Source organism: Vibrio sp. EJY3, from assembly GCF_000241385.1.
Classification (GTDB): domain Bacteria; phylum Pseudomonadota; class Gammaproteobacteria; order Enterobacterales; family Vibrionaceae; genus Vibrio; species Vibrio natriegens.
Genome location: NC_016613.1, coordinates 1076081 through 1102176, shown reverse-complemented (window position 1 = coordinate 1102176; position 26096 = coordinate 1076081). Strand labels below are relative to the sequence as shown.

The following is a 26096-nucleotide window of genomic DNA, read 5'->3' as shown; positions in this document are numbered from 1 at the left end:
CTCGGTCAGACCAGTTAGGATTATATCGAACGTAGAGGGAGAAACGATGGAATACACCGCGGTTTATGAGCCAGATACACAAGCTTTCGGCATTTTAGATTTACAGCTACTTAGGCGTTACTTAGAGCCCTGTGTCAGTGTCGAAACGCTACTTGAAGGCAGCGGTATCAGTGCTTCTCAGCTTTACGCACCAGATACTCATATCACCCTGACGCAAAAGCTAATGATCTTCAGTAACGCCCTTAGCCACTCAAAAGAACCAAGTTTAGGGCTTAGTATGGGTCAACAAGCCAAGTTCAGTGATTTTGGGGTACTCGGCTATGCAGTGTTGAGTAGTAACACACTATTTGATGCTTTAGTGATGGGGTTTAAGTATCTGCGTCTCGCGGGGCCAGTTCTGAAAAAGAAGATGTGGGTTGAAGACAACTTAGGTTATTTCCGTGCAGAACAATTAATTGACCTTCAGTCCATGTTGCCATTTTGCTGCGAATACTGGTTTTCCACCATCCAGAATCTATGCGAAGAAGTCATGCAGCACCCATTCCCGTCCAAAGTCATTCGCTTTCCTTATCCCGAGCCTGAGTACAGCGCGTTATATAAACAAGTATTTCATTGTGACATCGAGTTCGATAGCGAGCGATTGGAATGGCAATTTGATGCGCAGAGCATTTACCAACCACTGCCTGCAGCGAACCCCATCACATTACAAATGTGCCTCAAATCTTGCGATGAGATGCTGGCAAAAGTCAGTGGCAGCAACGGCTTAAAAGACAAAATAACCCAGATATTTATTGAGCGTCCGGGTAACTACCCTTCTGTGGAAACGCTGTCAGCCGAGCTGGGAATGTCGTCAAGAACATTAAGTCGTCATCTTAAGCAGGAAAATACCAGCTATCAGCAAATTCTCGATCAAGTCCGCTTTAATCTCGCACGGCATTACCTTGCATCTACCCAAATCAGTATTGAAGATATCTCCGAACGTGTCGGTTTTTCGGACAGTGCAAACTTCCGCCATGCCTTTCGCAAATGGAGTGGCTGTTCGCCAAGGCAATATCGGCAAACCGCTTCTATAGAAAACACGACGGTTTAGATGAAAGCACTGCTGAATTAACCATAAAAAATGCCCGCTATCGTTAGCGGGCATTTAACTTCAAAACGGAAGATTAAGACTCAAACTCTTCTGCCATTTCCTGAGCTTCGCTCTTCGGCTTATCTGTCTTACCGAAGCCGCGCAGACCCACAACGTGTACATGCTCGTGATCTTTAAACACCTTACGCACCAGTTTGTAGGTTGTGCCTTTCTCCGGGCTGATGTTTTCTGGCGCAGCAATCAGAAGCTGCATATCCAGACGGTCACACAGTTCGAATAGTGTCGAGATAGATCTCGCATCCAGACGCGCAGCCTCATCAAGGAACAACAGACGACAAGGAATGATGTCTTTACTACGCAGACGTCGTGATTCTTCTTCCCAACTTTGCACCACCATCAGCAGGATTGACTGACCAGTACCGATCGCCTCACCAGTAGATAGCGCGCCAGACTCAGCCTGTAGCCAACCCTCTGAACCACGGTTCACTTCCACGCTTAGTTCCAGGTAGTTACGGTAATCAAGTAACTCTTCACCAAGAACCTGCGGAGAACGTTGCCCCATGTCGATATGTGGGTTTACACGTTGGAACAGCTTCGCCATCGCCTCTGAGAAAGTAAAGCGTGAAGACTCAAACAGGTCTTTATGTTGCTCCTGCTGAGAAGAAAGACCATGCAATAGCACTTCGTGGCTTTCGCGGATCTTCACGTTCAAACGAACCCCTTTCACCTGACCAAACGAGATGTTCGACAAGCCTTGGTTCAGCATACGAATACGGTTTTGCTCACGCTGAATCGTCTTCTTAATGATGCTTGCTGCAGACTCAGAACTGATTGCCAGACGGTTTTCACGTTGAGTAAGCTCTTCTGTCAGACGCGCCAGCTCCACTTCCATCTCTTCGATTGCTTCTACCGGATCATCGGTACGGATGATGTCCTGACGAATACGCTCGCGAAGATGCTGGTAAACAGCAATATAGAACAGAACTTTACGCTCAGGACGTGAGTTATCTTCCGAAAGACGCAGTGAATCACGCAGGTCGTCATTGCTCGCAACCGCGAGACGCAGCGCACCCAACGATTTATCCGACATTGAACGAAGTTCGTCAGCAGACATGTACGCCAGTTCGCGTTTGTGAAGACGACGCTCAACATCGTTTTCACGCGCTAAACGAAGTACCGAACACCAGCCCGCTTTCGCTGCCACCACGAAGGTACGAAGCTCGGCGTACTCTTTCTGAACTTTCTTCAGACGTTTCGCCAGACCTTTCATCTCTAGCTCGGTCGAAGTGATGGTGCGCTCGTATTCGCTCTTACGGCTGCGTGATGAGTGTAAACGCTCGTGCAGCTCGTCACGACGACGCATTGCACGCTCTTCTGCGCCTTCATCCGCATTAACTCCGAACTCTTGCAGCTCCTGTTTGAATTCCTGAACGGTTTCCAGTTTCGCTTGGTGTGAGCTTTTCAGCGAAGCCAATACTTGGTTGTACTGGTTCATCTGACCTTGCGCTTGTTTCAGCGCTTCACGAGAACGAGTACGCATTTGCTCAGCCTGAACCAGCTTCGCTTTTAGCTGCTCGCTCAACTCGCTGCTCTTGTTCAGCAGGTCGACCGAATCTGAGTACGCAAAGTAGTGACGACGTTCAACTAAATCGGACAACGCGAAAATTTGTTTCTTCAATTCCTGAAGTTGCTCGTCAGCCGCCTTGTATTCGGCTTCAAGCGCATCAAACTGCTCTGGATCTGCATCCAGAGCGGAAACGATTTTCTCAAGCTCAATCACGGCTTTCGCGTGTTGGTTCAGGAACAATTTTGCTTCTGACAGTTGCGAGATTTTCTCTTCCAGCTCATCAAAACGGGCTTGAAGTGTGTCGTCTTCAATCAGTGCCATGTTTGGTGCAAGTTTGTCCAGTGAAGACAGAGCTTGCTTGCTGATTTGAAGCTGAGAACGTTGCTGTTGTTCTTTTGCTTCCAAATCAGCCAGTACACGTGCGATTTGGTTACGCTTTTCACGTACCTTTGCCAATGCTTGTTCAGGATCAGCTTCAAATGCGACCTGAATGTGATGAGCCACAAACTGGTTAAACGCTTGGTACATACGCTGCATTTTCTGCGAGTCGAATGCCGCCTTGGCATGCTTCTCAACCACTTCTTCACGTTCGTTACGCAGCAGCTCTAAACGTTGCTCGCGTGCCGCACGGCCGAACAGTGGGATTTCAGGGAAGCGAGAGTAACGCATTTGACGATCGTTCATACGAACGCATACAGCGCCTTCTAGCTCTTCTGCGTCGAATGAGCTGTCATCAAAGGCATCAATATCGCCTTCAATGATGTACAAATCTTCCGGACAGTCGTCCAGCTCAACCAATTTCTCTTCGATGCCGGACAGATCTGAAACCACAATGGCGTGGCGAGCTGGGCCATACATCGCACTGAAGTAAGGCGCGTCATCGATGGTAATGTCATCGTAGATTTCCGAAAGTAATACACCACCCAGCGTGTCAGCCAGACCTTTAAGGCGGGGATCATTAGAACCACCCGGTGATGCAAGACGTTCGATTTCATTTTCCAGTTGAGAACGACGTTCAGCCAGTTTGTCTTTTGCCAGAGACTGTTCTTTCTCTTGCTCAAGAACCACCTGCATATGGCTCATTACTGCATGACGATCTTCTAGCTCAACACCGCTTTGCTCACGCAGCTTCTCCAACGCATCATTGGCTGCAATCCACGTTGGTGCAATGGCTTCGAGCTTTTTGATTTCTGCTGCAGAATCCTGTTCTAATCGACGCTGTTCGCTGCGTTGTTCACGCACGTCTTCTTGCGTCAATTCCAGCGATTCAATTTGCATCGCGTGACGCTCACGCTCCTGCTCGAAGGTGATTTCGTCCGTCAGTTCAACATGGAATTGCTTCTTGTAATCGGACACCAACTCGTTTGCCTGACGCTGCTGATTTAAGCTACGCTCAAGATCGCGATGTTGTGCTCGCCACTGTTGCTCATTCTGTGCGATTTGCTGTGAGTCGCGCGCTTTAGCGATGACTTTTTTCGCCTGTTCAGACGCATCTTTACGCTCAACTTGGCCAACGATGCTTTGTACTAGCTTCAGCGCCGTTTCGAACTGCTCCGCAGCTGCCGATGACATATCCAGCTTGTGTTTAACAGACAGTAACGCATTGGTGCTTTCTGTTTCTTTGTTCTTAAGTTCAGCCACTAACGCTTGCGCCGACTCAGCCGTTAGGCTGTCATCACCCAGTAACTGCTTCGCTTTATCCAGTGCCTGAACCGCTTGCTGGTATTGAAGAGCTCGTGTTTGCTGAACGTCCAGCGCTTGCTGGTAATCAGCAAGTTGCGTTTTAAGGCTATCGACTTCTTCTTCAGAAACGGTCGCTTGCTCTTCAGCGTTCATCACGCGTTCTTGAGCTTCTTCAACGACCATCATCTGTTCTTCAAGACGTTCGCTGAGCTCTTCCAGATCTTCCTGATAACGTTCGATCTTCTCTTGCTGACGCAGTGCATTTTGCACCAGTTGCAAGTGATCCGACGCGGCTTGGTAGTCCTGCTCTAACGCAGATTCTGAGTCAATCAGCAGCTCAAGCTCTTCTTGCACGCGGTTAAGCAAATTATTTTGCTCAATCAAGGTCTCGCGAGAGCCAAATAGCTCAGAACGCAGAGACAACGTTTGTTCTAGCTTGTTGCGACGATCGTTGGCGTGACGCATGTAGTCTGCGGCCACGTAGTTGGTAGACTCGGTGATCAAATGTTTGAATAAGTCACGGTCAGCCTGCGTGGTTTTGATCGCTTCTAACGTCATGCGGTTTTCGCGCAGCGCGGATTCCATATCTTGGAATGCTTTCTTCACGCCACCGTTTTGTGGCAGAAGGTAGTCACGCAGCGAGCGAGTAATCGCACTCGAAATACCACCGTAAAGTGATGCTTCAATCAGACGGTAGAATTTTGAACGGTCACCTGAATTGCGCAGCTTCTTCGGAATCACACCGAACTCAAACATTTGCGCATGGTAATCGACGATAGATGAGAAGGCTTTAAATTGAACGCCTTCAAACTCTGAGATTACGTCTTTAACTTCATTGATCTGACGCACACGAGCTTGTGTGGCAGAAACGCTCTCAACAAGAACATCCGTCGGTTTCACATGGCTAGGAAGGCCTTGAATAACAAACGGTTTGATGTCTACTTTCTTATCACGACCCGCGACTTGCTGCAGCTTTACTGCAAATAGTAAACGTTGGTTACGTGAGTTAACCACATCCAGCGCCGCATAACACGCGCCTGGTTGCAGCTTACCGTACAAACCTTTATCGCGAGACGATTGGCTACTGCCCGCTTCTGTGGTGTTACGGAAATGAAGTAGCGTTTGGTCAGGAATCAAAGCGGTGATAAACGCCGCCATCGTGGTTGATTTACCGGCACCGTTACCACCAGAAAGCGTCGTAACCAGACCATCGATATCAAAAGTACGGGCAAAGAAACCGTTCCAGTTGACCATGGTCAGCGATTGATATTTACCGCGTTCAATCATGCTCATGCTTCACCCTCTTCTGTCATTTCTTCTTGGGCTTGTTCTTCTTGATCGTCTTCAGACAACAGACTGCCTTGGCTTGGTTCTTTGGTATGCACCACAGCTTCACCGTCACGGATCAGACGCAGTTGAGCTTCACGCATATCGTCACCAACACGAACGTCGGCACCAAAACGGAATACTGCTTCACTGATACTGAATTTACCGGTTTCGCCGATATTGATGATCATACCTAGACGACGCAGACGACGCAGTGAAGTGCGCACTTTTTCAAACAGCTTCTCTTTATCAAGGTCTGAACCCGTCGCGCGGTTGGTCACCAGCTTCATCAGCTTGTTTTCATCCGCCAGCGCCAGCATCTCGTCATAGAGTTCCTGATTGGTAAAGATGCCTTCATGAGCCAGACGCTCCGGGCTCAGGTAAAGGAAACACAACACCTTACCCACCAGCATATCCAGTTCAGACAGGACGCTACGGCCAATCAAAGACGTAGAACGTGGACGAAGGTAGAAGAAACCTTCCGGTGCTTTCACCAACTCAGTGTTGTAACGCTGGTAGAAAGAAGACAACTCAAGTTCAAAATCTGACAACAATGCGTGGTTGTCCAAATCTTCGCTTGAGATATGACGCCCTGCTCGTAGCATGCTGTCTAATGCTGGGAACAGAGGGTTTGAAATTGCTTTTGCCAGTTTATCTGACATGTATTCATTAGTATCGGTCGATGACATTCGCTTGTACCTTTGCCCCAAATTCGTTGATTGATTTCCAGTCTGGCTGAATGGCTTGATAATCCGATTCTGAATAGCCCAGACGAACGGCCTGATCAACAATAATTCGGGCTAAATCAAAGTGATGAGTAAATGGGTGTTGTGCAAGGTAATCTCGCAGTACCACGCTCAAGTCGATTGGTGTGCCCTGCTCTTTATGGGCTTTTAGCATGTCACCAATACGCTCTGATAACTCATCATTGACTTGTTGAAATTCTTCGTATTCCACTTCCATCGGAACTTGGCCTGTTACCTCGTCATCACGCAGTACCAAAGCTTCGTCACGAAGGTCGGATAATCGCTCAGCATCTGCATAAGTCAGATACCAAGGCATATCAAAGTAATCTTTTATCGATTGACGCAATCGAGAACTGAACGCACGGTTCTTATCCATATCGATGGCGGTACGGATAAATTTATGTACGTGTCGGTCGTACCCGATCCAAAGATCAATCGCTTGCTGGCCCCAACTGGTGATTCGGTCCAGCTTCATTTGCAGACCAAACAGGGCTTCTTCAATAAACTCAAGCTCAGGATCGCCATAAACAAGCTCCTGAATATCGAGGATCTGAGTTTGCAGCTCATCACTTGCTGCCTGCAAGGTATCTTGAAGTTCACGCAGCGTGCTCGACGTTTCTGACAATAACGCTTCACAGTTATTAATCGCTTCCCGCCAATCTTTATTCAGCAGGTCAGCAATCTGCTGTTTTACAGATTGTTGCTGCTCGTCCATAACACGCTGGTTAAGATCGATTTGATCGAAGATCTCGCCTACGGAATATTTAAGTACTCCATACACGTTTTTCTTCCAGTGACCCGGTGTGCCACCTTTTTGGGCTGCTTCAATTGCTTTCGCCATTTCATCCGCAACCATAGACAGCTGAATAGAAAGGCGAAGTTTTGAAAACTCACGGTGACGGACGTAATAGTCCGTGATGCCTATCGCCAGTGGCGACAAACGGTAAATACTCGCCCCATCCGTCACCTCGCTGACAAAGCGACTGATCAAACGCTGCTTAACCATCTCATTGATGGCATTGTTTGCTCTGAAAGCAGAGGCTTCCCCCGTTTCATCAAATAATCGAGTAACGATAGCGAACGCATCGTGCAGTTCACCTTCACCCAATTCATCGTCAAACCTTTCATTACTTAGTACTGCGATGGCAATCAAGAATGCCAAGCGCTCTGTGGTCAGGTTCAACGAGAAATCTTGCTGCTTAACCCAGCCAACCAATTCATCAATAGGTTGTTCTGCAGCATCGAGAGTCATCTCACTCATTGTTATTCCTGTTTTTCTTTCTTTTTGGCCCACACGTGAATGTAGCGACCTAATGAGAGGTATGGCTCTTGTCGACAAAGTTGTTTTTCTAGCGCCAACACATCTTCAAACTCGTAATCACCCATGTATTGCATATTTCCTATGTAATCACTGAATGAGCGAATACCAGATTTACCACAAATACTGAACCCGGAGTCTTCTATCCATTGGTAAACTTCTTCTGGTTTCAGACCTTTTTGCGGCTGTAGTTTAAATCTTTTTCGGTGGGGCATGCCGTCCAAAATATGAGGAATGTTGCCACAAACCACATTTTTGTAGACTAAACCATGGTGGTTATAGAACATTATCGATGCAATGCCCCCCGGTTTGACTTGTTCCAGTACCGTTTCGAGCGCCGTCTTAGGATCGACCAGCCACTCCATCACTGCATGAAACATGACAAGATCCACCTGGCTGTCCATGTGCTCGCCAATGGACTGGACAGGTGAATGAATCAGGCGATACTGCTCAAGCAAACCATTATTTTCAATATCCTGTTTGGCTAGTTGCAGCATTTCCGAAGATAGATCACATAAAGCGACACGATGTCCGAGCTTAGCAAGCTTTTGAGACATTTGTGCTAAACCACCACCTGCATCTAAAACTTCTAGGGGTTGCTGGTCTGCCTCTAATTCACTTAGAATCTGTAGAAAATCTTCCCACACAATGATTTGGCGGATCTCCCCTTTATCGGAGCCGTAAATATTTTTTGCAAATTTGTGGGCGATATCGTCGAAATTGCGGTCTTCTGTCACTTCTGCTGAGTTATCATATCGGATTGTGTCGCTATTCTGGCACAAGGAAAGCAGGAATAAAGAGGAATACCCTCATTTTTATTTTCAATTGATGTTTTTTCGGACTATTTATGTATGTTTGAGCTGAAAAAAGTAGTGTCAGCTTTGCTCATGCCCCTACCAGCATTGCTGCTGATAGGATTATTGGGCCTGGCTCTCATTAGTTTTACCACTAAGCGTAAAACCGGCTGCTTCGTTGTTTTATTCTCTTTTGTCGGCATTTTCTTGGTTGCCTTCCAGCCTGTTTCAAGCAAGCTTCTTATGCCATTGGAACGTGAACACAAGGCGTTTCTACCCGTTTCAGGAACCATCGACTACGTGATGGTACTCGGCAATGGTCATGTTATCGATGACGAAATTCCACCCACTTCTCAGTTAAGTCGTGCCGCGCTAATGCGTTTGACCGAGGGAATCCGAATTTTGCGCATGTATCCTGGCGCCAAATTGATTCTTTCAGGCTATGACGGCGGTTCTGAAATCAGCCATGCGCGTATGATGGCAAACGTGGCTCTGGCGCTCGGTGTAGCGAAATCCGATATTATTTTATTAGAAGACGCCAAAGACACGTGGGAAGAGGCACGTCAGGCTGCGGCGTTCGTCCAGCAAAAGGAAATGGTTTTAGTTACCTCGGCGAGCCATATGAGCCGGGCGTTGTATGAATTTAATGCAGCAGGCATAAAACCAATCCCGGCGCCGACAAACTACTTGGCGATTGAGAATGTCAATCAAGCTTGGAATAAATACTCGCCAAAAGCACGTTACTTAGAGCAAACAGAGCTTTTCTGGCATGAGTACCTTGGCAGCATCTGGCAACGCTTACGTGATGTCGTCGGCGAAACACCTATGGTTGAGCCACAGTAGTTAATGAGTTAACGCCATTACTCAATGCAATTTGCACAGACAAAAAAGGAGAGCAAGCGCTCTCCTTTTTCGTTCTTATCTTGTCTCGTGGTGGTGATTAATCACCAGCAAACATGTAGCCCTCGCCATGAACCGTAACAAAAATTTGCGGGTTTTTAGGGTCAAACTCCATCTTCGCACGCATACGACGAATCAAGACATCTATCGTACGGTCATTCGGTGCATCAACACGATGGCTGATCATATTCAAAATACGTTCGCGGCTTAGTACTTGATTCGGGTAAGACGATAACGCCACCAAAAGCTCGTATTCGGCTTTGGTTAGTTTTACTGGCTCACCATTACGACTCAGCGCTCGACGCTGGATATCAAACGTCCACTCGCCAAAACGAACAATATGTTGCTCGTTGGTTTCGTTTGCCTTACTTGATCCATCGCGAGCGGTCGAAATACGCCACAGCAGATTTTTGACACGAACTAATAACTCGCGCAGTTCAAAAGGTTTGGTGACATAATCGTCTGCCCCCATTTCCAGGCCAACAATTTTGTCGATGCTATCCGTGCGTCCTGTAACTAATATGATACCAATATCCGATTGGCTACGTAATTCACGCGTAAGCATCAGGCCGTCTTCACCCGGCAAGTTAATATCCAGCATGACAAGATCAACATCACCAGCTTGCAGCACTTCACGCATTTGCGTGCCGCTCTCTGCTTCACTGACTGTATAACCTTCATTTTGGAAATAACCCGCTAGCTTACTGCGCGTTACAACATCATCTTCTACGACTAATACGTGATAGCTCATTTACACCACTTTCTGTCATTTTATTATTCGAGATGTATTCTATTCATAACTATTAACATTTCTAGTCATTGGCTGACTAAAAAGCAAGATTTAGTGATTTTGTTGATTCAAGACAAGCTTAGCGAACCCTGTTAATAAATGGACATATTTCGCCATAAAACATCATAGTTATAGTTACTGCTGTTCATTTTAATTGATTACACTTAAAGGACATCTGAATTTGATTTTGTGATGCCAGAAAGAAGGCATCATTCAGGAGCCTAAAATGCAAGAAGTGAAAGCTTTTAACGAAAAACGCGCCGAAATTTATTGGTGGTTTTCTAGCTTATTCGCCAAAGAACTGACAGACAAAGAGCTGGAGGCTTATCACAGTGTTGAAATTCGCAGCTTTTTGGCGGGCTTAGGTGAAAATGAATCTCTCAAACCTTCCATTGATAGCCTCGTTGACGCACTAAATCGCCTGCAAGACCGCGAAGATGCTCAGCTAGAGCTTGCTGCTGACTTTTGTGAATTATTCTTGAAGACAGAAAAGTACGGCGCGCTTCCCTACGCTTCCATGTACATTGGTGAATCTGGTTTACTCAACGACAAACCCGCCGAAGAGATGGAAAAGTTGATGGCTGAGTTTGGTGTCCAAGTGGACGACCGTCTAAAAGAGCCAGCCGACCACTTAGCGGTAGAACTGGACTTCCTGGGTAACATGATCATTCGCTCTAATGAGTTTGAGCAAGAAAAACACATGGAAGAAGCCTTTGTTAAACAAAATGAATTCATCGAAAGCCAACTCATGTCCTGGTTACCGAAGTTCGCTCACAAGTGTCAGCAACTGGATGAATTTGGCTTCTACGCCAGCGTCGCGCAACTATTAATTGCATTTTGTAAACTGGACAGCGCTTACCTTCTTGGTGAATAATTGCCGCCTATTTTAGGGAGCCTGTCTTTTAGGTTCCCTATCTTTTATTCGTTAACTATATAAATCGTTCCAATCGCTCGCTTTTTAGCAATCAAAATGTGACTTATTAGGCACAAAACCATTGCTTAAATTATTGCCAGCTTGCCCGCATAGGGCTAAAATGTGAACGCAAACGATTAAATATGATTTTAATGTAAACCGCTGAAATAAAGCGGTTTTTGTGTTTTCTTAATAGGTTGATAACGATTCTTCATTCGATGGAAGAAATGAGCTTTATCAACCGCTGTCGCTACATACCCTCTACCGACTTCGGAGTAACCACTGCTAAACATACTCAGCGCCATTGTTTTTGTTGCGCTAAGTTTACAAAAGACGAACAGCAAAAAGGTTTATCCTCCGCGGTATATTCGTAGCTCGAAACAGGACACCATGTATGGCCACTATAAAAGACGTTGCTAGATTAGCCGGCGTTTCTACAACTACAGTTTCGCACGTTATCAACAAGACGCGTTTTGTTGCAGAAGCAACACAAGAAAAAGTAATGAAAGCCGTTGATGAGCTTAACTATGCACCAAGTGCGGTTGCTCGTAGCTTGAAATGTAACTCAACTCGCACCATCGGCATGTTGGTGACACAATCTACCAACCTATTCTTCTCTGAAGTCATCGATGGTGTAGAGAGTTACTGCTACCGCCAAGGCTACACGCTTATCCTGTGTAACACTGGTGGTATCTATGAAAAGCAAAGAGATTACATCCGCATGCTCGCTGAAAAGCGTGTAGATGGCATACTGGTGATGTGTTCTGACCTGACAGAAGAGCTGAAGCAAATGCTTGACCGTCATGCAGATATCCCGAAAGTTGTCATGGACTGGGGCCCAGAGAGCTCACAGGCAGACAAAATCATGGATAACTCGGAAGAAGGCGGTTATATCGCGACCAAGTACCTGATTGATAACGGTCATACTGATATTGCTTGCTTGAGTGGTCACTTTGAAAAACTCGCTTGCCAAGAGCGCATTGCGGGCTACCGTCGAGCGATGGCAGAAGCAAATATCCCCGTAAATGAAGACTGGATTCTTGAAGGTAACTTTGAATGCGATACCGCAGTTTTGGTCGCAGACAAAATTACCGCGATGGAGAAACGCCCTACTGCGGTATTCTGTTTCAATGACACGATGGCGTTGGGCTTGATGAGCCGTCTACAACAGAACGGTATTAAGATTCCTGACGACGTCTCTGTTATTGGTTACGACAATATCGAATTGGCAGAGTACTTCTCTCCGCCGCTTACAACGATTCACCAGCCAAAACGCCGTGTCGGTAAAAATGCTTTCGAGATTCTGCTTGAGCGTATTAAAGACAAGGAACACGAAAAACGCATTTTTGAAATGCAGCCAGAGTTGGTCGTTCGAAATACTGTTAAAAAACTCAAATAGTTACTAACAAGCGCTCTCCGGAGCGCTTATTTTTTATCCGAAAATTAACTTTTATCGCACTCTTTGTTCACTACAGTCAGTAAACGTTTTATAAGTTACTGTTTTGTATAAACACAACCCATCTCACATAACCTAGCCACTCGCACTCAAACTCCAATCTTAAATATGAAACAAACACCATAAAAGCACTGCGTTTTACTGAAGCAATATCACACTTTGATCTCTAGATTGTGATGTTAATTCAAGATAAAAAGTATTCTCAACATGTCACGCACAGGGCAAACCATCCGAAAGGGTGGGACGCAAAGCTTCCGGCCTTAACCATTTTATAAATGGAAGGTAGCGGGGTTACCGATGGCAAATATGCATATGATGAGTTTACCCTTTAATGACATTGTGCTTGCATGTATTTGCTACTCTCTCGGACCTGACTTTTGGTGGCGTAATAATAATTACACCGAGATAACACATCATGGATAAACCGATACTCAAAGATTCTATGAAGCTATTTGAGGCACTTGGTACGATCAAGTCGCGCTCAATGTTTGGTGGCTTCGGACTTTTCGCTGATGAAACGATGTTTGCACTGGTTGTGAATGATCAACTTCACATACGAGCAGACCAGCAAACTTCATCTAACTTCGAGAAGCAAGGGCTAAAACCGTACGTTTATAAAAAGCGTGGTTTTCCAGTCGTTACTAAGTACTACGCGATTTCCGACGACTTGTGGGAATCGAGTGAACGCTTGATAGAAGTAGCGAAGAAGTCGTTAGAACAAGCCAATTTGGAAAAAAAGCAACAGGCAAGTAGTAAGCCCGACAGGTTGAAAGACCTGCCTAACTTACGACTAGCGACTGAACGAATGCTTAAGAAAGCTGGTATAAAATCAGTTGAACAACTTGAAGAGAAAGGTGCAGTGAATGCTTACAAAGCGATACGTGACTCTCACTCCGCAAAAGTAAGTATTGAGCTACTCTGGGCTTTAGAAGGAGCGATAAACGGCACGCACTGGAGCGTCGTTCCTCAATCTCGCAGAGAAGAGCTGGAAAATGCGCTTTCTTAATCTGTAGGTATAAACCTATCGTACGTATAAAAACCGCAGCTTTGACTGCGGTTTTTTTTTGAAATTTTTTCCAGGCTCAACCTGTCTATTACTCCATATATCAATCAAATAATATCAAGTAACATATTTCATCAATGGTATCTGTTAACCTTTTAGAACAAGGCTGTCCTTCTGGAGTACGACAATGAATAAAAAACTGGTTTTTGGGTTAATACTGCTGTTAACGATCATTTTATTAGCCGTTAACTTTAGTCAGTACCTCACTTTAGAGAACGCCAAAGCGCAGCAAGAGGCTCTTAACGCCTATATTGACCAGAGATTTATCTTGGCGGTTACGGTTTATTTTGCGGCCTATGTGGCTATCACTGCGTTTTCTATTCCCGGTGCAGCGGTCGTTACTCTGTTAGCCGCAGCTCTATTCGGCTTTTGGACTAGCTTACTTTTAGTCTCGTTTGCCAGCACCATCGGTGCAACGCTGGCTTTTCTGAGTAGCCGTTACTTGTTACGAGATTGGGTACAAAGCAAATTTGGTTCAAAGCTTACCGCGATTAACGACGGCGTCAAAAAAGACGGTTCATCCTACCTACTCTCATTAAGGTTGATCCCTGTGTTCCCTTTCTTTCTAATCAACCTATTGATGGGATTAACCCCGATGTCTGTTGGCCGCTTTTATTTGACCAGCCAAATAGGAATGCTTCCAGGCACCGCTGTTTATCTCAATGCCGGTACTCAACTGGCAACGATTGAAAGCCTCTCGGATATCGTCTCACCGAGCGTGTTAGCTTCATTTGCGTTGCTTGGGCTTTTTCCTATCATTGCTAAGTGGCTGATGAATAAATTCAGACCCACTCAAGTGCAGCCAAATGGAAACTCTTGATGAAGATATTTATAGCGAGAAATCCGGCAGAAGCGCATATCGTTTGTGAGTTGCTGAAAACCGAGCAAATTCTTTGTGAAGTTCGCGGTGAAGGTCTTTTCGGATTGAAGGGGGAACTACCATTCGGGGACGATACCGACCCGTACGTGTGGTTATTGAATCCAGAACAGAAGATGAGATCCTTGGCTATTATTGACGCCTATCAAAAACAGGCACAGCCAAACACCTATCAAGATTGGAAATGCCCTCAATGTTCGGAAATCAATGAAGGGCAATTTGGCGCGTGCTGGCGTTGTGGCCACCACATTGAGTAAGCGTAATGGCGCCAGTCACCTAGAAACGTTAAGCAACTAATGTTTGCTGTTTGATAAACTCAATCGAGTACTGATTAAAGTCTTCCGGACGTTCTACATTACAAACATGGCCACAGTTTGGGATCTCACGGAGCACACTCAGTTTATGTGCGGCAACCATCTCTTTAACCGGTTGGATGAACATATAATCTCTGTCACCCATTAAGTAGAGAGTGGGAATCGCTAATTCTCTGTCTTTAAAGTACTTCATTAACGGATTCACATCCGCCGCCAAGATAAACCAGCGCTTAAACTCTTTTTGGCAGAGCTTTTTGGCTTCCCTGATAAACAGGTGGCGAGATTCTCGTTGATTGCGCTGTGGCATCACGATATAAGCGAACAGTTTGTACAGCCACATATAAGGCAAGATATGTTTGCCAAAGTTGCCCAGCTTGACGAGGATTTGTGAGCGTGTATTGAGACGAGTCACCGCTCCACCTAACACCATTGAATTCACACGTTCAGACGCCAATTCCGCAATGTTTCGAACAATGATCGTCCCTAATGACATGCCGACAAAATGCGCGGATTGGATTTTTAAGTGATCCAACACTTTCAAAATATCTTGTGTAACTTCAGTAAAGGTATAGCGGCTGGTAATGAGTTCTTTTAGTAACTGATTTGACTTCCCATGCCCTCTTAGATCAATGAGCACTAAATTAAAGTGCTGCTTATAGGCTTTAATTTGCTTAAACCAAATCGAAGAACTGCCACCAGCACCATGCACGAAAACAACCCACTCATTACTGGTGGGGTGCAAGTAGGTTTTATGGAAAAGTAGTGGCTCAGTCATATACCAGTAATAATAGTATTGTTATTAATTTAGAGGAAGCAATCCTATCACACTAGGATTGCTCACGATAACAAAGGCACCGAATTAGGTGCCATTTGTTACAATTTTAGGCAAGGCTAATTGACTTTAACGCAGAATGGTAGAGTTCCAAATATTCTTCCGCTGCTTTGCGCCAGCAAAAGTCCTGTTGCATTGCATGCAGTTGAACTCGTTTTACTTCGGCATTATTTTGCGTATACAGCAACAGTGCCCTAAGCATGGTTAACAACAAGGCTTGCGGTGTTGGATCATAAAACACAAAACCCGTCGCATCAGACGAGTCAACATCATAATCGTTCACACTGTCTTTTAGACCGCCTACGCCTCGCACAATCGGTAACGTGCCATAAGCCATGCTGTAAATCTGATTAAGTCCACATGGCTCAAACTCAGACGGCATCAAAAAGAAATCAGACCCAGCCTCAACCAAATGAGCAAGCTCATTGTCATAGGCGTCAACAAAGACAAACTTATCTGGGAACTGTTCAGCGACCTCTTCTAAATGCGTAGCAAGAACTGGATCACCGGTTCCGACAACAACTAATTGCACGTCGTGCTTGAGGAAGTCCGTCAACGCTGGCAGTAAATAATGCAGTCCTTTCTGCATTGTCAGGCGACAAACCATGCCAAACATCGCACAGTCTTTCTCGACTAAGTTCAGACGTTGCTGTAGCGCTTTTTTACACGCATTTTTGCCTTCAACCATGCTTTGGTGATTATGTTCGTAGTTCAACGGCAAATAAGCATCGGTTTTAGGATTCCAGGCGCTGTAATCACAGCCATTGAGTATACCAACTAAATCTTTAGCTCGTTGTTGGAACTCCCACGCCATACCATGACTACCAAGCTCTGTCTGTAACTCTTCAGCATAAGTAGGGCTTACCGCGTTGATTTTGTCAGCGTTTAGCACGCCTGCCTTAAGCATCGCAATGTGCGTTGAACTAACGGCTGCATCGGGTACATTTCTGCTCTGAAACTCTGGCAGACATTGCACCTCATCATAGCTAAATACCCCTTTAAATACTGCGTTGTGAATCGAGATCACGCTGCGAATATTTGCATAAAATGGGTCAGATCCGTATCGATGCTTCAACAAAAATGGCACAAGGCCAGTGTGCCAGTCATTGGCATGTACGATGTCAGGTCGGAAATCCAGCTTAGGTAGCATGTCTAAGCAAGCTGCGCTGAAAAAGGCGAATCGCTCACCATTATCTGAATACGCTTCGTTGTTCTCAGCGTACATTGATGGGCGGTTGAAATACGGCTGGCAATCAATCAAATAAACTGGCGTATCACCGAGATACAGCCTTAATACTCGATATTCTGTATGCGGCCACGAGGTTAGCTGCGTTTCTAACAACACCTCCGCTTCAGAAAGCCTTTCAATACCATTGTATGCGGGAATGGTAATACGTACATCTTGCTGAAGTCCGTGGAGCGCTTCAGGCAGTGCCTTGGCTACATCAGCCAAGCCACCACTTTTAATCAATCCTTCGACTTCAGACGCTACAAACAGAATAGATAAGTTGTTAGTAGCCAACTCGTGCTCCTTTAGGAATAACAACAATACCGTCATCCGACACGTGGAAGTACTTCTTGTCTTCCTGAAGGTTCACTCCAATCTGTGTGCCAGGTGCAATATCAGCGTTCTTGTCCACTATTACTCGACGTAAAACACAGCCTTCACCGATTTTAACGTCACCAAGGAGTATACATTCGCTGATATCGCATGCAGATGCAATATTACTTCTGAAACCAAGTACAGATTTTTCTATACGGGAGCCTCGAATGTAGCTGCCATTACACACCAGACTATCGATAATTTGGACACGACCGTTGTCTGAGTCCGTGAACGTCGCAGGTGGTAAAGGCGGGTAATAGGTATGCAGTGGCCATTTACGGTTATATAGCGAAAATGGTGCATCTTTTTCTAGCAAGTCCATATGTGCTTGCCAGTAGGCATCAATCGTACCGACATCTCGCCAATAAACTTGCTCTTTCTCACCATTGATCTTGTTGGTGCTAAAGTCATAAACAAACACATCCCCACGTGGGAACATTTTTGGAATAATGTCTTTACCAAAGTCATGGGAAGATTCTTCGTTGCTCGCATCTTCGATCAACTCAGAAAACAGTTCTTTCGCTTCAAAGACATAATTCCCCATTGAGACCAGCGCGTAGTCAGGCTCGCCAGGAATCGACTTAGGATTTTCTGGCTTTTCTTCAAAGCCAATCATGCGCCCTTCGCTATCCACTTCGATAACACCGAACTGAGAAGCTTCTTTTAGTGGCATACGCAGAGCCGATACGGTCAATGAAGCTTGCTTGCTGATATGGAAATCCAGCATCTGCTTAATGTCCATTTTGTAGATATGGTCAGAACCAAAAATACAAACTTGGTCAGGCTCTTCCATTTCCATAAAACGAAGGTTCTGATAGATAGCATCTGCCGTGCCCTCATACCAACGCTTGCCGGTACGCATCTGAGCAGGAATCGGGTCGATGAAACGATCAGTGATTCCGTTGATGTTCCATCCTTTTTTTAAATGATAAAACAGGGATTGCGATTTAAATTGGGTCAGCACGTAAATGCGCATTAAATCCGCATTGACGAAGTTGTTGAGTGCAAAGTCAATCAGACGATAGCTACCACCAAAAGGTACTGCAGGTTTACTGCGAGATTCAGTTAAAGGTCTCAAACGTGAGCCTTCACCGCCAGCAAGAATCATTCCCAAAACACCAGCCATTGTTGTTCTCCGTATCGTTATAGCTTGGAATGGATGCTCACTTAATTGAACGTATTGTGGGGAATCAAGTGAACACATTGTCAGCCACATCCAGTACTTCTCTGAGCACCTATCATGTGGATTAAAAAGTTTCGGCATTGCTCTGCCAAATTACAGGGTGTGTTAACTTTTCGTGGAGCACGTTTGCGTTTTATCTCAGTTCAAAAATTCGTTTTAGTTTTAAACGCGAAAAAGAGGGTTTAAGGGGGCTCTATTCCATATTCTTTTCAACAAAGAGTCAGCACTTTTTAAGTATAGGTACCTAGCCCACATCCATTGAGCTATCGATATTTGGCAACTCTAAATCGTGATTTGCTTCTCAATTAAAAAATGGCAAATCCACGACATTATTTGTATTAATGCCTAGTATCGAGATACCGATATCATCACGAAACAACACACCCTAAAATATTCTTATCTGTCGACACCGATTTAAATGCATTCTGTTGCATTTGCTTTGTAATAAACTATCTAATTTGAACCTTAATTACAATTTAAAATACGTCATTCTGTGTATAAGGTAGGCACGACTTACTCGATACGATATTCAGATCACATTAGAAAATGTAATAGATTACACTCTGAAAACAATTTACGAACGAAAACACTACATAGTTAGCGACGTAAATATGCACGATTTATTCGCGCTGTATCGAACGCTTGTAAATATCATACGATTCTAAGCTTCACGCTACGACACACATGTTGCTAAAAAATGAATGAGGCAAACATGAAGATAAAGATTTGTAAAAACTGTGAGGCTAAAGGTTTGAGGATGAAATATCGCCGGAATCAGAGAAGGTAATTTGGAACCAATAATAAAAAGGCAGCGAATTCGCTGCCTTTTTGTTTACTGAACGCGTTTAAGCTTTGGCTTTTTTACGCTTGTCGGTGACTTCCCATTTACCATCAACATAAAGTGCAGTCCAACCGCTTGGCTTGCCGTTCTCTTCAGAGCGAACGTAGTTCTCTTTAGTTTTACGGCTAAAACGAACCACTGCCGGACGACCATCAGGGTCTTCCTGTGGTGCTGTCGCGAGATATTTGAACTTCTCTGGTAAGCGTTCTTCGTAAAGCGCAAGCTCTGAAACAAGTGGCGCTCGCGTTTCGCGTGATTTAGGGAAGTTGCTGGCTGCCATAAACAGGCCAGATGCCCCATCACGCAACACAAAGTAAGCATCCGAGTTTTCACATGGCAGTTCAGGGAAATGCACTGGATCTTCTTTCGGCGGCGCAACTTCACCGTTCTTCAGAATCTTACGGGTGTTTTTACATGTCTCGCTTGTGCAATCCATGTATTTACCGAAGCGACCATTCTTAAGCACCATGTCAGAACCACACTTGTCACACTCAACAACCGGTCCATCATAGCCTTTCACTTTAAACTCACCGTATTCAACGATGTAACCTTCACAGTTTGGGTTGTTACCACAAACGTGCATCTTACGTTTATCGTCGATTAGGTACGCGTCCATCGCTGTTTCACAGATTGGACAACGTTTCTTGGCACGTAGCGCTGCGGTTTCTACGTCTTCTTCTAAGACGTTGATGATGCCTTCTTCATCGCCTAAGTTGATGGTGGTTTTGCAACGCTCTTTAGGTGGCAGTGCATAACCAGAACAACCCAGGAATACGCCGGTGGATGCTGTACGAATACCCATTGGGCGGCCACATGTCGGACATTCGATGTCTGTCATCACAATGTGGTTAAGCTTCATACCACCTTCAGACTCATCCAAGTCGGCTTTTTCAAGGTCACCGGTGAAGTCGGTAAAGAAGTTGTCCAGTACTGATTTCCAGTTGACTTCACCTTCTGCGATTTGGTCCAGCTTTTGTTCCATACGCGCGGTAAAGTCGTAGTTCATCAAATCATTAAAGCTATCGTCCAGACGGTCTGTAACGATCTCACCCATTTTCTCTGCGTAGAAACGACGCTGGTCGACTTTCACGTAGCCACGATCCTGAATCGTCGAGATGATAGACGCGTAAGTCGATGGACGGCCAATACCACGCTTTTCAAGTTCTTTAACCAGTGCGGCTTCTGTAAAGCGTGCTGGCGGCTTGGTAAAGTGCTGTTTCGGGTCAAGTGACTCTAGGTTCAGCTTATCGCCAAGCTGCACCGCAGGAAGGATTGTATCTTCGTTTTTGCCCATTGGACGTTGTACGCGAGTCCAACCGTCAAACTTCAGGATGCGACCTTTGGCTTTTAATGTGAACTCTTCAGCTTTGACGCTGATGGTTGTGGAATCGTATTCTGCTGGCGTCATTTGACACGCAACGAACTGGTTCCAAATTAATGCGTAAAGCTTATGAGCGTCTGCGTCGACACCTTGCAGATCTTCTGCTTTCACATCCACGCTAGACGGTCGAATCGCTTCGTGCGCTTCTTGAGCCCCTTCTTTGCTGCCGTATTTTAACGGTGAAGCTGGAAGGTACTTGTCACCAAACTCAGAACCGATGAAGTCACGGACAGCATCCACAGCTTCTGCACTCAAGTTAGTTGAGTCAGTACGCATATAGGTGATGTAACCCGCCTCATACAAGCGTTGAGCCAGCATCATGGTCTTCTTAACGCCGTAGCCTAAACGGGTACTTGCCGCTTGCTGCAGAGTCGAAGTGATGTAAGGCGCTGACGGCTTACTTTTCGTTGGTCGGTCTTCACGCTTGCAAACTTCGTAGCTAGCTTTTTCCAGCACAGACATCGCTGCTTTGGTTTCTGCCTCATTAACTGGCTTAAACGCTACGCCGTCTTTCTGAGCAACCAGCAGTTTGAAATCCGCTTTGTCTTTGGTCTTGGTGTTTGCGTGGATGTCCCAGAATTCTTCCGGCACAAATGCGTTGATTTCGCGCTCACGCTCTACCAGCAACTTAACCGCAACCGACTGAACACGGCCTGCAGACAAGCCACGAGCAACTTTCTTCCATAGTAATGGAGAGACCATGAAGCCAACCACGCGGTCCATGAATCGACGGGCTTGCTGCGCGTTTACGCCATCCATATTTAGCTCACCAGGCGTCTGGAAAGCTTGCTGGATAGCATTTTTCGTAATTTCGTTAAAAACAACTCGTTTGTATCGCTCTTCATCGCCACCGATGATCTCACGAAGGTGCCATGCGATTGCTTCCCCCTCGCGGTCCAAATCGGTTGCGAGATAGACGTAATCAGCATCTTTGGCTAATTTTTGTAATTCGCTAACTACTTTTTCTTTGCCAGGAAGAATCTGATAATTCGCTTCCCAGTCGTGATATGGGTTGATCCCCATTTTTTTGATCAGCGCTTTACGATCTTTCTCTTTTTTGACTCGTGCTTTCTCTTCAGCACTCATCCCTTTAGTTGAAATGGCAGCTGCTTTCTCACCAGTGCTTTGGCCGGCCGTAGGCAGATCACGCACATGACCAACACTAGACTTAACAACAAAGTCTTTACCAAGGTACTTATTTATTGTCTTTGCCTTGGCTGGTGACTCCACTATAACGAGTGATTTACCCATAACTGACTCTAACGTCCTTCATAATAATGCGGGTAAACCCCTGACTTGGAAGTCACCCGCATAATGTTCTATTTCATTGCTTCTTTTTTTACTATTGTGCGAGATGAAAAGAAGATCAACTGCTTTTTTGCAATTCAGATCCAATCGGTTGACAATTCATCGTCTTTATACTTCAAACAGACAGGGCTTTGAAAGGTCTGGTCGGCATATCTAAACAGGCAAAGTTTGCTACTGCTAATCGAATTAAGGAAATTTTGTTACCCATCACAAAATAACTTTCGTCTATTATCCGCAACCTTAGGTGACTACGATGAAAACCCGTCGCTAAAGAGTAACCTTTAATTGCATTCCATTGGGTATAATCCCCTGTTAATAATAGGTATACTTCTTCGCTCTGAGATTGTTATGAATGACGGGAACGTTATGTCTGATAGAAAATTTATTGAAGAATTTGACCTTCTTTTAATCGCTAACCAAATCATCCAAGAGCACGATGATTACATTGAGGGTATGCGCGCGACAAGCGTAGAAGAAAAAGACGACGTTTTAGTCTTTAAAGGGGAATACTTTCTTGATGAGAAAGGATTACCAACGGCAAACACGACTGCCGTTTTCAATATGTTTAAGTATCTAGCGCATCATCTTTCAAAAGAATTTACGCTGAAAAAATAGTCAAACAAGCCCCTAAAAAAGAAAAACCAGAGCCACATTGACTCTGGTTTTTTATCTCTTTATTTATGTGGAATGCTTACTAGCAACTAAGCGATTTAAGCTTGTCGAAGTAGTCCGGGAACGTCTTCGATGTACATTTCGGATCGTTGATGGTCACAGGTGTATCACTCAATGCAACCAGTGAAAAACACATCGCCATTCGGTGGTCATCATAGGTGTCGATCGCAGCATGTTTGAGCTGAGGAACTGGCTTAACGATGATGTAATCCTCACCCTCTTCCACTTCAGCGCCAACTTTACGAAGTTCAGTCGCCATCGCAGACAAACGGTCTGTTTCTTTTACGCGCCAGTTGTAAACATTGCGAATCGCTGTCGTACCTTCTGCAAACAGAGCTGTGGTTGCAATCGTCATCGCCGCGTCAGGGATATGGTTATAATCCATATCAATACCTTTCAGTTTACCCGCACGAGCAATCACATAGTCATCGCCCCATTCAATTTCAGCGCCCATTTTTTCAAGCGCATCTGCAAATTGAATGTCACCCTGAATACTGTTTTTACCAATACCGGTAACTTTAACTTCGCCACCTTTGATCGCCGCTGCTGCCAGGAAGTAAGACGCTGAAGAGGCGTCACCTTCCACGAGAAAATCACCAGGTGCAACGTAATGCTGACCAGCAGGTATCACAAATTCCTGATAATCATTGTTGATTACATTAACGCCAAACTGCTTCATGATATGCAGCGTGATATCGATGTACGGCTTAGACACCAAGTCGCCTTCGATATTGATGCGCACTTCGCCTTCAGCGAGTGGCGCAGACATAAGGAAAGCAGTTAAAAACTGACTCGAAATGGAACCATCAATCGATACCGTACCTGACTTCAAACCCGTTCCCACAATTTTCAATGGCGGGTAGTTTTCATTTTCGAGGTATTCGATATCTGCACCAGCATCTTGTAATGCAGTAACGAGGTGACCAATTGGGCGCTCTTTCATACGAGGCTCACCGGTCAAAACATACTCACCTTCACCAAGACACAGCGCAGCCGCTAATGGGCGCATTGCCGTGCCAGCATTGCCTAAAAACAGCTCTACAGGCTCTGACACTGAAAATGGTTGGCCAAGTCCTTCCACAACACACTCGGTTTTGTCTTCAGACAACTGATATTGAACACCAAGCGTGGTAAGGGCGTTGAGCATATGACGGATGTCGTCACTATCTAGAAGGTTTGTCAGGCGAGTCGTGCCTTTTGCTAAAGCAGCTAGCAAAAGAGCTCGGTTAGAGACGCTTTTTGATCCTGGAAGATTAACTTCCCCTTGGATTTTATTGATTGGTTGTAACGTTAGGCTTTCCATTGAAAGTTGATAATCCTTTGTGCTCTCAGTTCACGTTTTTTTGAGAGCTGAACAATTCTTCGTGGATTCAGACTAACCAAAAAATCAATACAAAACCAGAGCAAATCTACGCTAATTTATGAATAATTAGTCAGCGTATCTATTTGCCTGAAAACTGGGGCCTAATAGACCATATCAACCCGCACACCGTCATCAAAATACAAAATACGAACCTCGTCGCCGCGGCCAAATAACATATTTCTATCAACGTCTTGAATAACATTGATAAGTTTGTCGCCATCAACCTTTATCAAAAGTTCAACCAACTGAGATTCAACCGTGTATTGCTCAGTACTTTGATTTTGTGCAACAGCTGCACCAGTAAGCGCACCAACGGCGGTCGCCACTTCTTTACCTGTTCCGCCACCAAACTGGTTTCCGACCAACCCACCGATTGTTGCACCTAGTAACGTTTTCCAGCCATTATTTTTTGATTTAACAACCTCTTGCTGCGTGATATAACGAACAGAATCCACTTTTCCATAGACAACTTCGTTGACGGGCTTTGCCACATTTCTTTCGTAAGCTGCATTGGCGAAAAATGGTAAAAGCAGTATGATCCAAAACCACAATTTCGCTCTATTTCGTGTTCGCGTCATCATAAACTCCTCTGGCTCAAATGTTGGTAATGACTTTTTATGGCAATCTATTTAACTGAACTTGGTAAGGCATTCACCTTCCCCTCTCCCTATAAAGCACTGAGCGACCCTAATGGGCTCCTGGCTTTTGGTGGCGACTTGGACCCGATGAGAATACTTAAGGGCTATCATCAGGGAATTTTTCCTTGGTACGGACCTGGTGAGCCTATACTTTGGTGGAGCCCTTCTCCTCGTGCGGTCTTTGATCCTTTGACTTTTAAACCATCAAAAAGTCTCAGAAAGTTTCAGCGAAAACACAATTATCAAGTCACCCTAAATCAAGCAACCCAAAATGTGATTCAGCTCTGTTCCTCCACTCGCCCTGAGAGTGAAACATGGCTCAACGAAGACATGCAAATGGCTTACATAGAACTTGCTGAGCTTGGGCATTGCCACTCAGTAGAAGTATGGCATGAAGATGAACTGATTGGCGGCTTGTACGGGTTAAGTGTCGGCCAAGTGTTTTGCGGCGAATCTATGTTTAGTTTAAAGGATAACGCATCGAAAGTGGCTTTGTGGTATTTGATTCGTCACCTTAAATCAAATCAAGGCCAATTGATTGACTGCCAGGTAATGAACTCTCATTTAGCTTCACTGGGCGCATTTGAACTTGATCGGGACGAGTTCATGCAAAAGCTACTATCTTTAAGAGAAAAGCAAATGGCTTCAGGCACTTTTGAGCCACAAGTTCTGCGGAATTCAGCATCATGAGCACGGATCTACAACATATTCGCATAGGATTGACCAACAACCACCCTTGTAGCTATCTACCAGAGCGACAAGAGCGTGTTGCGGTCGCACTTGATGACAATTTACATACAGAAAACAACTATCAGCTATTGATGGCTAACGGCTTTCGTCGCAGTGGTGACACGATATATAAACCACATTGTGAGAACTGCAACGCGTGCCAACCTATCCGTGTGGCGATAAAAGACTTCACCCCTTCAAAAAGTCAGAAACGCCTGCTTAATAAAGGGCAAGGTTTGCGTTGGGAAATGAAACCGCAGATGGATCCTGACTGGTTTGAGCTCTATAGTCGCTACATTTGTAAACGTCATAAGAGCGGTACGATGTACCCACCCAAACGGGATGAGTTCGCTCGCTTTGCACAAACTAACTGGCTTACCACACTATTTTTGCACGTCTACGATGAATCAGAACAACTGGTTGCCATCGGCGTAACGGACGTCATGCCTCATTGTTCGAGTGCATTCTATACCTTTTTCGACCCTGATTACCCTCTATCGCTTGGTACATTAGCGGTGTTGTATCAAATAGAGTACTGCCAAAAAAGCAACCATCAATGGCTATACTTGGGTTATCAGATAGATGAATGTCCAGCAATGAACTATAAAACACGCTTTCAACGCCACCAAAGGCTAGTAAATCAGCGTTGGCGAGGGTAGAATACGCTCCAACTTTACATAATTACTATTTAGCGGCAAAATAGAGCCCG

Annotated in this window: 21 protein-coding genes and 1 riboswitch; of the genes, 10 read left to right on the top strand and 11 right to left on the bottom strand. The window is 45.1% G+C overall.

Going from position 1 to position 26096, the window contains the following annotated elements; all coding sequences use genetic code 11:
• Window positions 1-46: 46 nt before the first annotated feature.
• Entirely contained in the window at window positions 47-1090 is a 1044-nt protein-coding gene (locus VEJY3_RS05010) for an AraC family transcriptional regulator (protein ID WP_014231342.1), read from the top strand.
• A gap of 73 nt (window positions 1091-1163) precedes the next feature.
• On the opposite strand, the gene mukB is transcribed toward VEJY3_RS05010, so the two are convergent.
• From mukB to cmoM, 4 genes are read right to left on the bottom strand one after another with little or no spacing between them, the layout of a single operon-like run.
• On the bottom strand, window positions 1164-5627 hold the full coding sequence (mukB, locus tag VEJY3_RS05005) for a chromosome partition protein MukB (protein ID WP_014231341.1): 4464 nt from the start codon (window positions 5625-5627) through the stop codon (window positions 1164-1166).
• Window positions 5628-5629: 2 nt separating this feature from the next.
• The gene (gene mukE, locus VEJY3_RS05000) at window positions 5630-6355 is read right to left on the bottom strand and encodes a chromosome partition protein MukE (protein WP_014231340.1); all 726 of its coding nucleotides are present in this window, start codon (window positions 6353-6355) and stop codon (window positions 5630-5632) included.
• Window positions 6336-7673, bottom strand: coding sequence for a chromosome partition protein MukF (gene mukF / locus VEJY3_RS04995; protein ID WP_014231339.1), 1338 nt, complete (start codon window positions 7671-7673; stop codon window positions 6336-6338). The genes mukE and mukF overlap by 20 nt, the downstream gene beginning before the upstream one ends.
• 2 nt (window positions 7674-7675) lie before the next feature.
• A complete protein-coding gene (gene cmoM, locus VEJY3_RS04990; RefSeq protein ID WP_014231338.1) occupies window positions 7676-8467 on the bottom strand; it encodes a tRNA uridine 5-oxyacetic acid(34) methyltransferase CmoM in 792 nt (263 codons plus the stop codon).
• A gap of 114 nt (window positions 8468-8581) precedes the next feature.
• Here cmoM and elyC point away from each other — a divergent pair, with 114 nt between their 5' ends.
• Window positions 8582-9367 carry an envelope biogenesis factor ElyC gene (elyC, locus tag VEJY3_RS04985; protein ID WP_014231337.1) on the top strand — a complete coding sequence of 262 codons (786 nt, stop codon included), beginning with the start codon at window positions 8582-8584 and terminating at the stop codon, window positions 9365-9367.
• 97 nt (window positions 9368-9464) lie between these two features.
• On the opposite strand, the gene torR is transcribed toward elyC, so the two are convergent.
• Window positions 9465-10175: a two-component system response regulator TorR gene (gene torR / locus VEJY3_RS04980; RefSeq protein ID WP_014231336.1), complete on the bottom strand. Its 711-nt coding sequence runs from the start codon at window positions 10173-10175 to the stop codon at window positions 9465-9467.
• A gap of 265 nt (window positions 10176-10440) precedes the next feature.
• Between torR and torD the strand changes: the two genes are divergently transcribed.
• The 5 genes from torD (at window position 10441) to VEJY3_RS04955 (ending at window position 14780) form a co-directional block, all read left to right on the top strand.
• A complete protein-coding gene (torD, locus tag VEJY3_RS04975; RefSeq protein WP_014231335.1) occupies window positions 10441-11088 on the top strand; it encodes a molecular chaperone TorD in 648 nt (215 codons plus the stop codon).
• Window positions 11089-11521: 433 nt separating this feature from the next.
• Window positions 11522-12526, top strand: a complete 1005-nt coding sequence (gene purR, locus VEJY3_RS04970) for an HTH-type transcriptional repressor PurR (protein ID WP_014231334.1) — start codon at window positions 11522-11524, stop codon at window positions 12524-12526.
• Between the two features lie 267 nt (window positions 12527-12793).
• Window positions 12794-12882: riboswitch (cyclic di-GMP riboswitch) on the top strand.
• A gap of 116 nt (window positions 12883-12998) precedes the next feature.
• Window positions 12999-13589: a TfoX/Sxy family DNA transformation protein gene (locus VEJY3_RS04965; protein ID WP_014231333.1), complete on the top strand. Its 591-nt coding sequence runs from the start codon at window positions 12999-13001 to the stop codon at window positions 13587-13589.
• 184 nt (window positions 13590-13773) lie between these two features.
• The gene (locus VEJY3_RS04960) at window positions 13774-14466 is read left to right on the top strand and encodes a TVP38/TMEM64 family protein (RefSeq protein WP_014231332.1); all 693 of its coding nucleotides are present in this window, start codon (window positions 13774-13776) and stop codon (window positions 14464-14466) included.
• Window positions 14466-14780 carry a hypothetical protein gene (locus VEJY3_RS04955; protein ID WP_014231331.1) on the top strand — a complete coding sequence of 105 codons (315 nt, stop codon included), beginning with the start codon at window positions 14466-14468 and terminating at the stop codon, window positions 14778-14780. Before VEJY3_RS04960 ends, VEJY3_RS04955 begins: the two co-directional genes overlap by 1 nt.
• A gap of 28 nt (window positions 14781-14808) precedes the next feature.
• Here VEJY3_RS04955 and VEJY3_RS04950 read toward each other — a convergent pair whose 3' ends face one another.
• The 4 genes from VEJY3_RS04950 to topA form a co-directional block, all read right to left on the bottom strand.
• The gene (locus VEJY3_RS04950; protein ID WP_014231330.1) at window positions 14809-15612 is read right to left on the bottom strand and encodes an alpha/beta fold hydrolase; all 804 of its coding nucleotides are present in this window, start codon (window positions 15610-15612) and stop codon (window positions 14809-14811) included.
• Window positions 15613-15718: 106 nt separating this feature from the next.
• Complete coding sequence (gene glgA / locus VEJY3_RS04945; protein ID WP_014231329.1) at window positions 15719-17191, bottom strand: glycogen synthase GlgA; 1473 nt, start codon at window positions 17189-17191, stop codon at window positions 15719-15721.
• Window positions 17181-18398, bottom strand: a complete 1218-nt coding sequence (gene glgC / locus VEJY3_RS04940) for a glucose-1-phosphate adenylyltransferase (RefSeq protein WP_014231328.1) — start codon at window positions 18396-18398, stop codon at window positions 17181-17183. Before glgC ends, glgA begins: the two co-directional genes overlap by 11 nt.
• Window positions 18399-19300: 902 nt before the next feature.
• Entirely contained in the window at window positions 19301-21928 is a 2628-nt protein-coding gene (gene topA / locus VEJY3_RS04935) for a type I DNA topoisomerase (protein WP_014231327.1), read from the bottom strand.
• Window positions 21929-22351: 423 nt separating this feature from the next.
• On the opposite strand from topA, the gene VEJY3_RS04930 reads away from it, so the two are divergent.
• On the top strand, window positions 22352-22600 hold the full coding sequence (locus tag VEJY3_RS04930) for a YciN family protein (protein WP_014231326.1): 249 nt from the start codon (window positions 22352-22354) through the stop codon (window positions 22598-22600).
• Between the two features lie 79 nt (window positions 22601-22679).
• Here the strand turns inward: VEJY3_RS04930 and aroA are convergent, their stop codons facing one another.
• The gene (gene aroA, locus VEJY3_RS04925; RefSeq protein WP_014231325.1) at window positions 22680-23960 is read right to left on the bottom strand and encodes a 3-phosphoshikimate 1-carboxyvinyltransferase; all 1281 of its coding nucleotides are present in this window, start codon (window positions 23958-23960) and stop codon (window positions 22680-22682) included.
• 161 nt (window positions 23961-24121) lie between these two features.
• A complete protein-coding gene (locus tag VEJY3_RS04920; protein WP_014231324.1) occupies window positions 24122-24598 on the bottom strand; it encodes a glycine zipper 2TM domain-containing protein in 477 nt (158 codons plus the stop codon).
• Between the two features lie 39 nt (window positions 24599-24637).
• On the opposite strand from VEJY3_RS04920, the gene aat reads away from it, so the two are divergent.
• Entirely contained in the window at window positions 24638-25348 is a 711-nt protein-coding gene (gene aat, locus VEJY3_RS04915; RefSeq protein WP_014231323.1) for a leucyl/phenylalanyl-tRNA--protein transferase, read from the top strand.
• Window positions 25345-26046: an arginyltransferase gene (locus VEJY3_RS04910; RefSeq protein ID WP_014231322.1), complete on the top strand. Its 702-nt coding sequence runs from the start codon at window positions 25345-25347 to the stop codon at window positions 26044-26046. The genes aat and VEJY3_RS04910 overlap by 4 nt, the downstream gene beginning before the upstream one ends.
• The last annotated feature ends 50 nt before the right edge of the window (window positions 26047-26096 follow it).

Excerpts from the sequence above, each read along its gene's own strand:
- VEJY3_RS05010 (WP_014231342.1), top strand. The coding sequence starts at position 47 with ATGGAATACACCGCGGTTTATGAGCCAGATACACAAGCTTTCGGCATT.
- torR (WP_014231336.1), bottom strand. The coding sequence starts at position 10,175 with ATGAGCTATCACGTATTAGTCGTAGAAGATGATGTTGTAACGCGCAGT.
- torD (WP_014231335.1), top strand. The coding sequence starts at position 10,441 with ATGCAAGAAGTGAAAGCTTTTAACGAAAAACGCGCCGAAATTTATTGG.
- mukE (WP_014231340.1), bottom strand. The coding sequence starts at position 6,355 with ATGTCATCGACCGATACTAATGAATACATGTCAGATAAACTGGCAAAA.
- mukF (WP_014231339.1), bottom strand. The coding sequence starts at position 7,673 with ATGAGTGAGATGACTCTCGATGCTGCAGAACAACCTATTGATGAATTG.
- VEJY3_RS04950 (WP_014231330.1), bottom strand. The coding sequence starts at position 15,612 with ATGACTGAGCCACTACTTTTCCATAAAACCTACTTGCACCCCACCAGT.
- aroA (WP_014231325.1), bottom strand. The coding sequence starts at position 23,960 with ATGGAAAGCCTAACGTTACAACCAATCAATAAAATCCAAGGGGAAGTT.
- VEJY3_RS04955 (WP_014231331.1), top strand. The coding sequence starts at position 14,466 with ATGAAGATATTTATAGCGAGAAATCCGGCAGAAGCGCATATCGTTTGT.
- topA (WP_014231327.1), bottom strand. The coding sequence starts at position 21,928 with ATGGGTAAATCACTCGTTATAGTGGAGTCACCAGCCAAGGCAAAGACA.
- VEJY3_RS04920 (WP_014231324.1), bottom strand. The coding sequence starts at position 24,598 with ATGACGCGAACACGAAATAGAGCGAAATTGTGGTTTTGGATCATACTG.
- glgC (WP_014231328.1), bottom strand. The coding sequence starts at position 18,398 with ATGGCTGGTGTTTTGGGAATGATTCTTGCTGGCGGTGAAGGCTCACGT.
- elyC (WP_014231337.1), top strand. The coding sequence starts at position 8,582 with ATGTTTGAGCTGAAAAAAGTAGTGTCAGCTTTGCTCATGCCCCTACCA.
- mukB (WP_014231341.1), bottom strand. The coding sequence starts at position 5,627 with ATGATTGAACGCGGTAAATATCAATCGCTGACCATGGTCAACTGGAAC.
- VEJY3_RS04930 (WP_014231326.1), top strand. The coding sequence starts at position 22,352 with ATGTCTGATAGAAAATTTATTGAAGAATTTGACCTTCTTTTAATCGCT.
- purR (WP_014231334.1), top strand. The coding sequence starts at position 11,522 with ATGGCCACTATAAAAGACGTTGCTAGATTAGCCGGCGTTTCTACAACT.
- VEJY3_RS04965 (WP_014231333.1), top strand. The coding sequence starts at position 12,999 with ATGGATAAACCGATACTCAAAGATTCTATGAAGCTATTTGAGGCACTT.
- VEJY3_RS04960 (WP_014231332.1), top strand. The coding sequence starts at position 13,774 with ATGAATAAAAAACTGGTTTTTGGGTTAATACTGCTGTTAACGATCATT.
- aat (WP_014231323.1), top strand. The coding sequence starts at position 24,638 with ATGGCAATCTATTTAACTGAACTTGGTAAGGCATTCACCTTCCCCTCT.
- VEJY3_RS04910 (WP_014231322.1), top strand. The coding sequence starts at position 25,345 with ATGAGCACGGATCTACAACATATTCGCATAGGATTGACCAACAACCAC.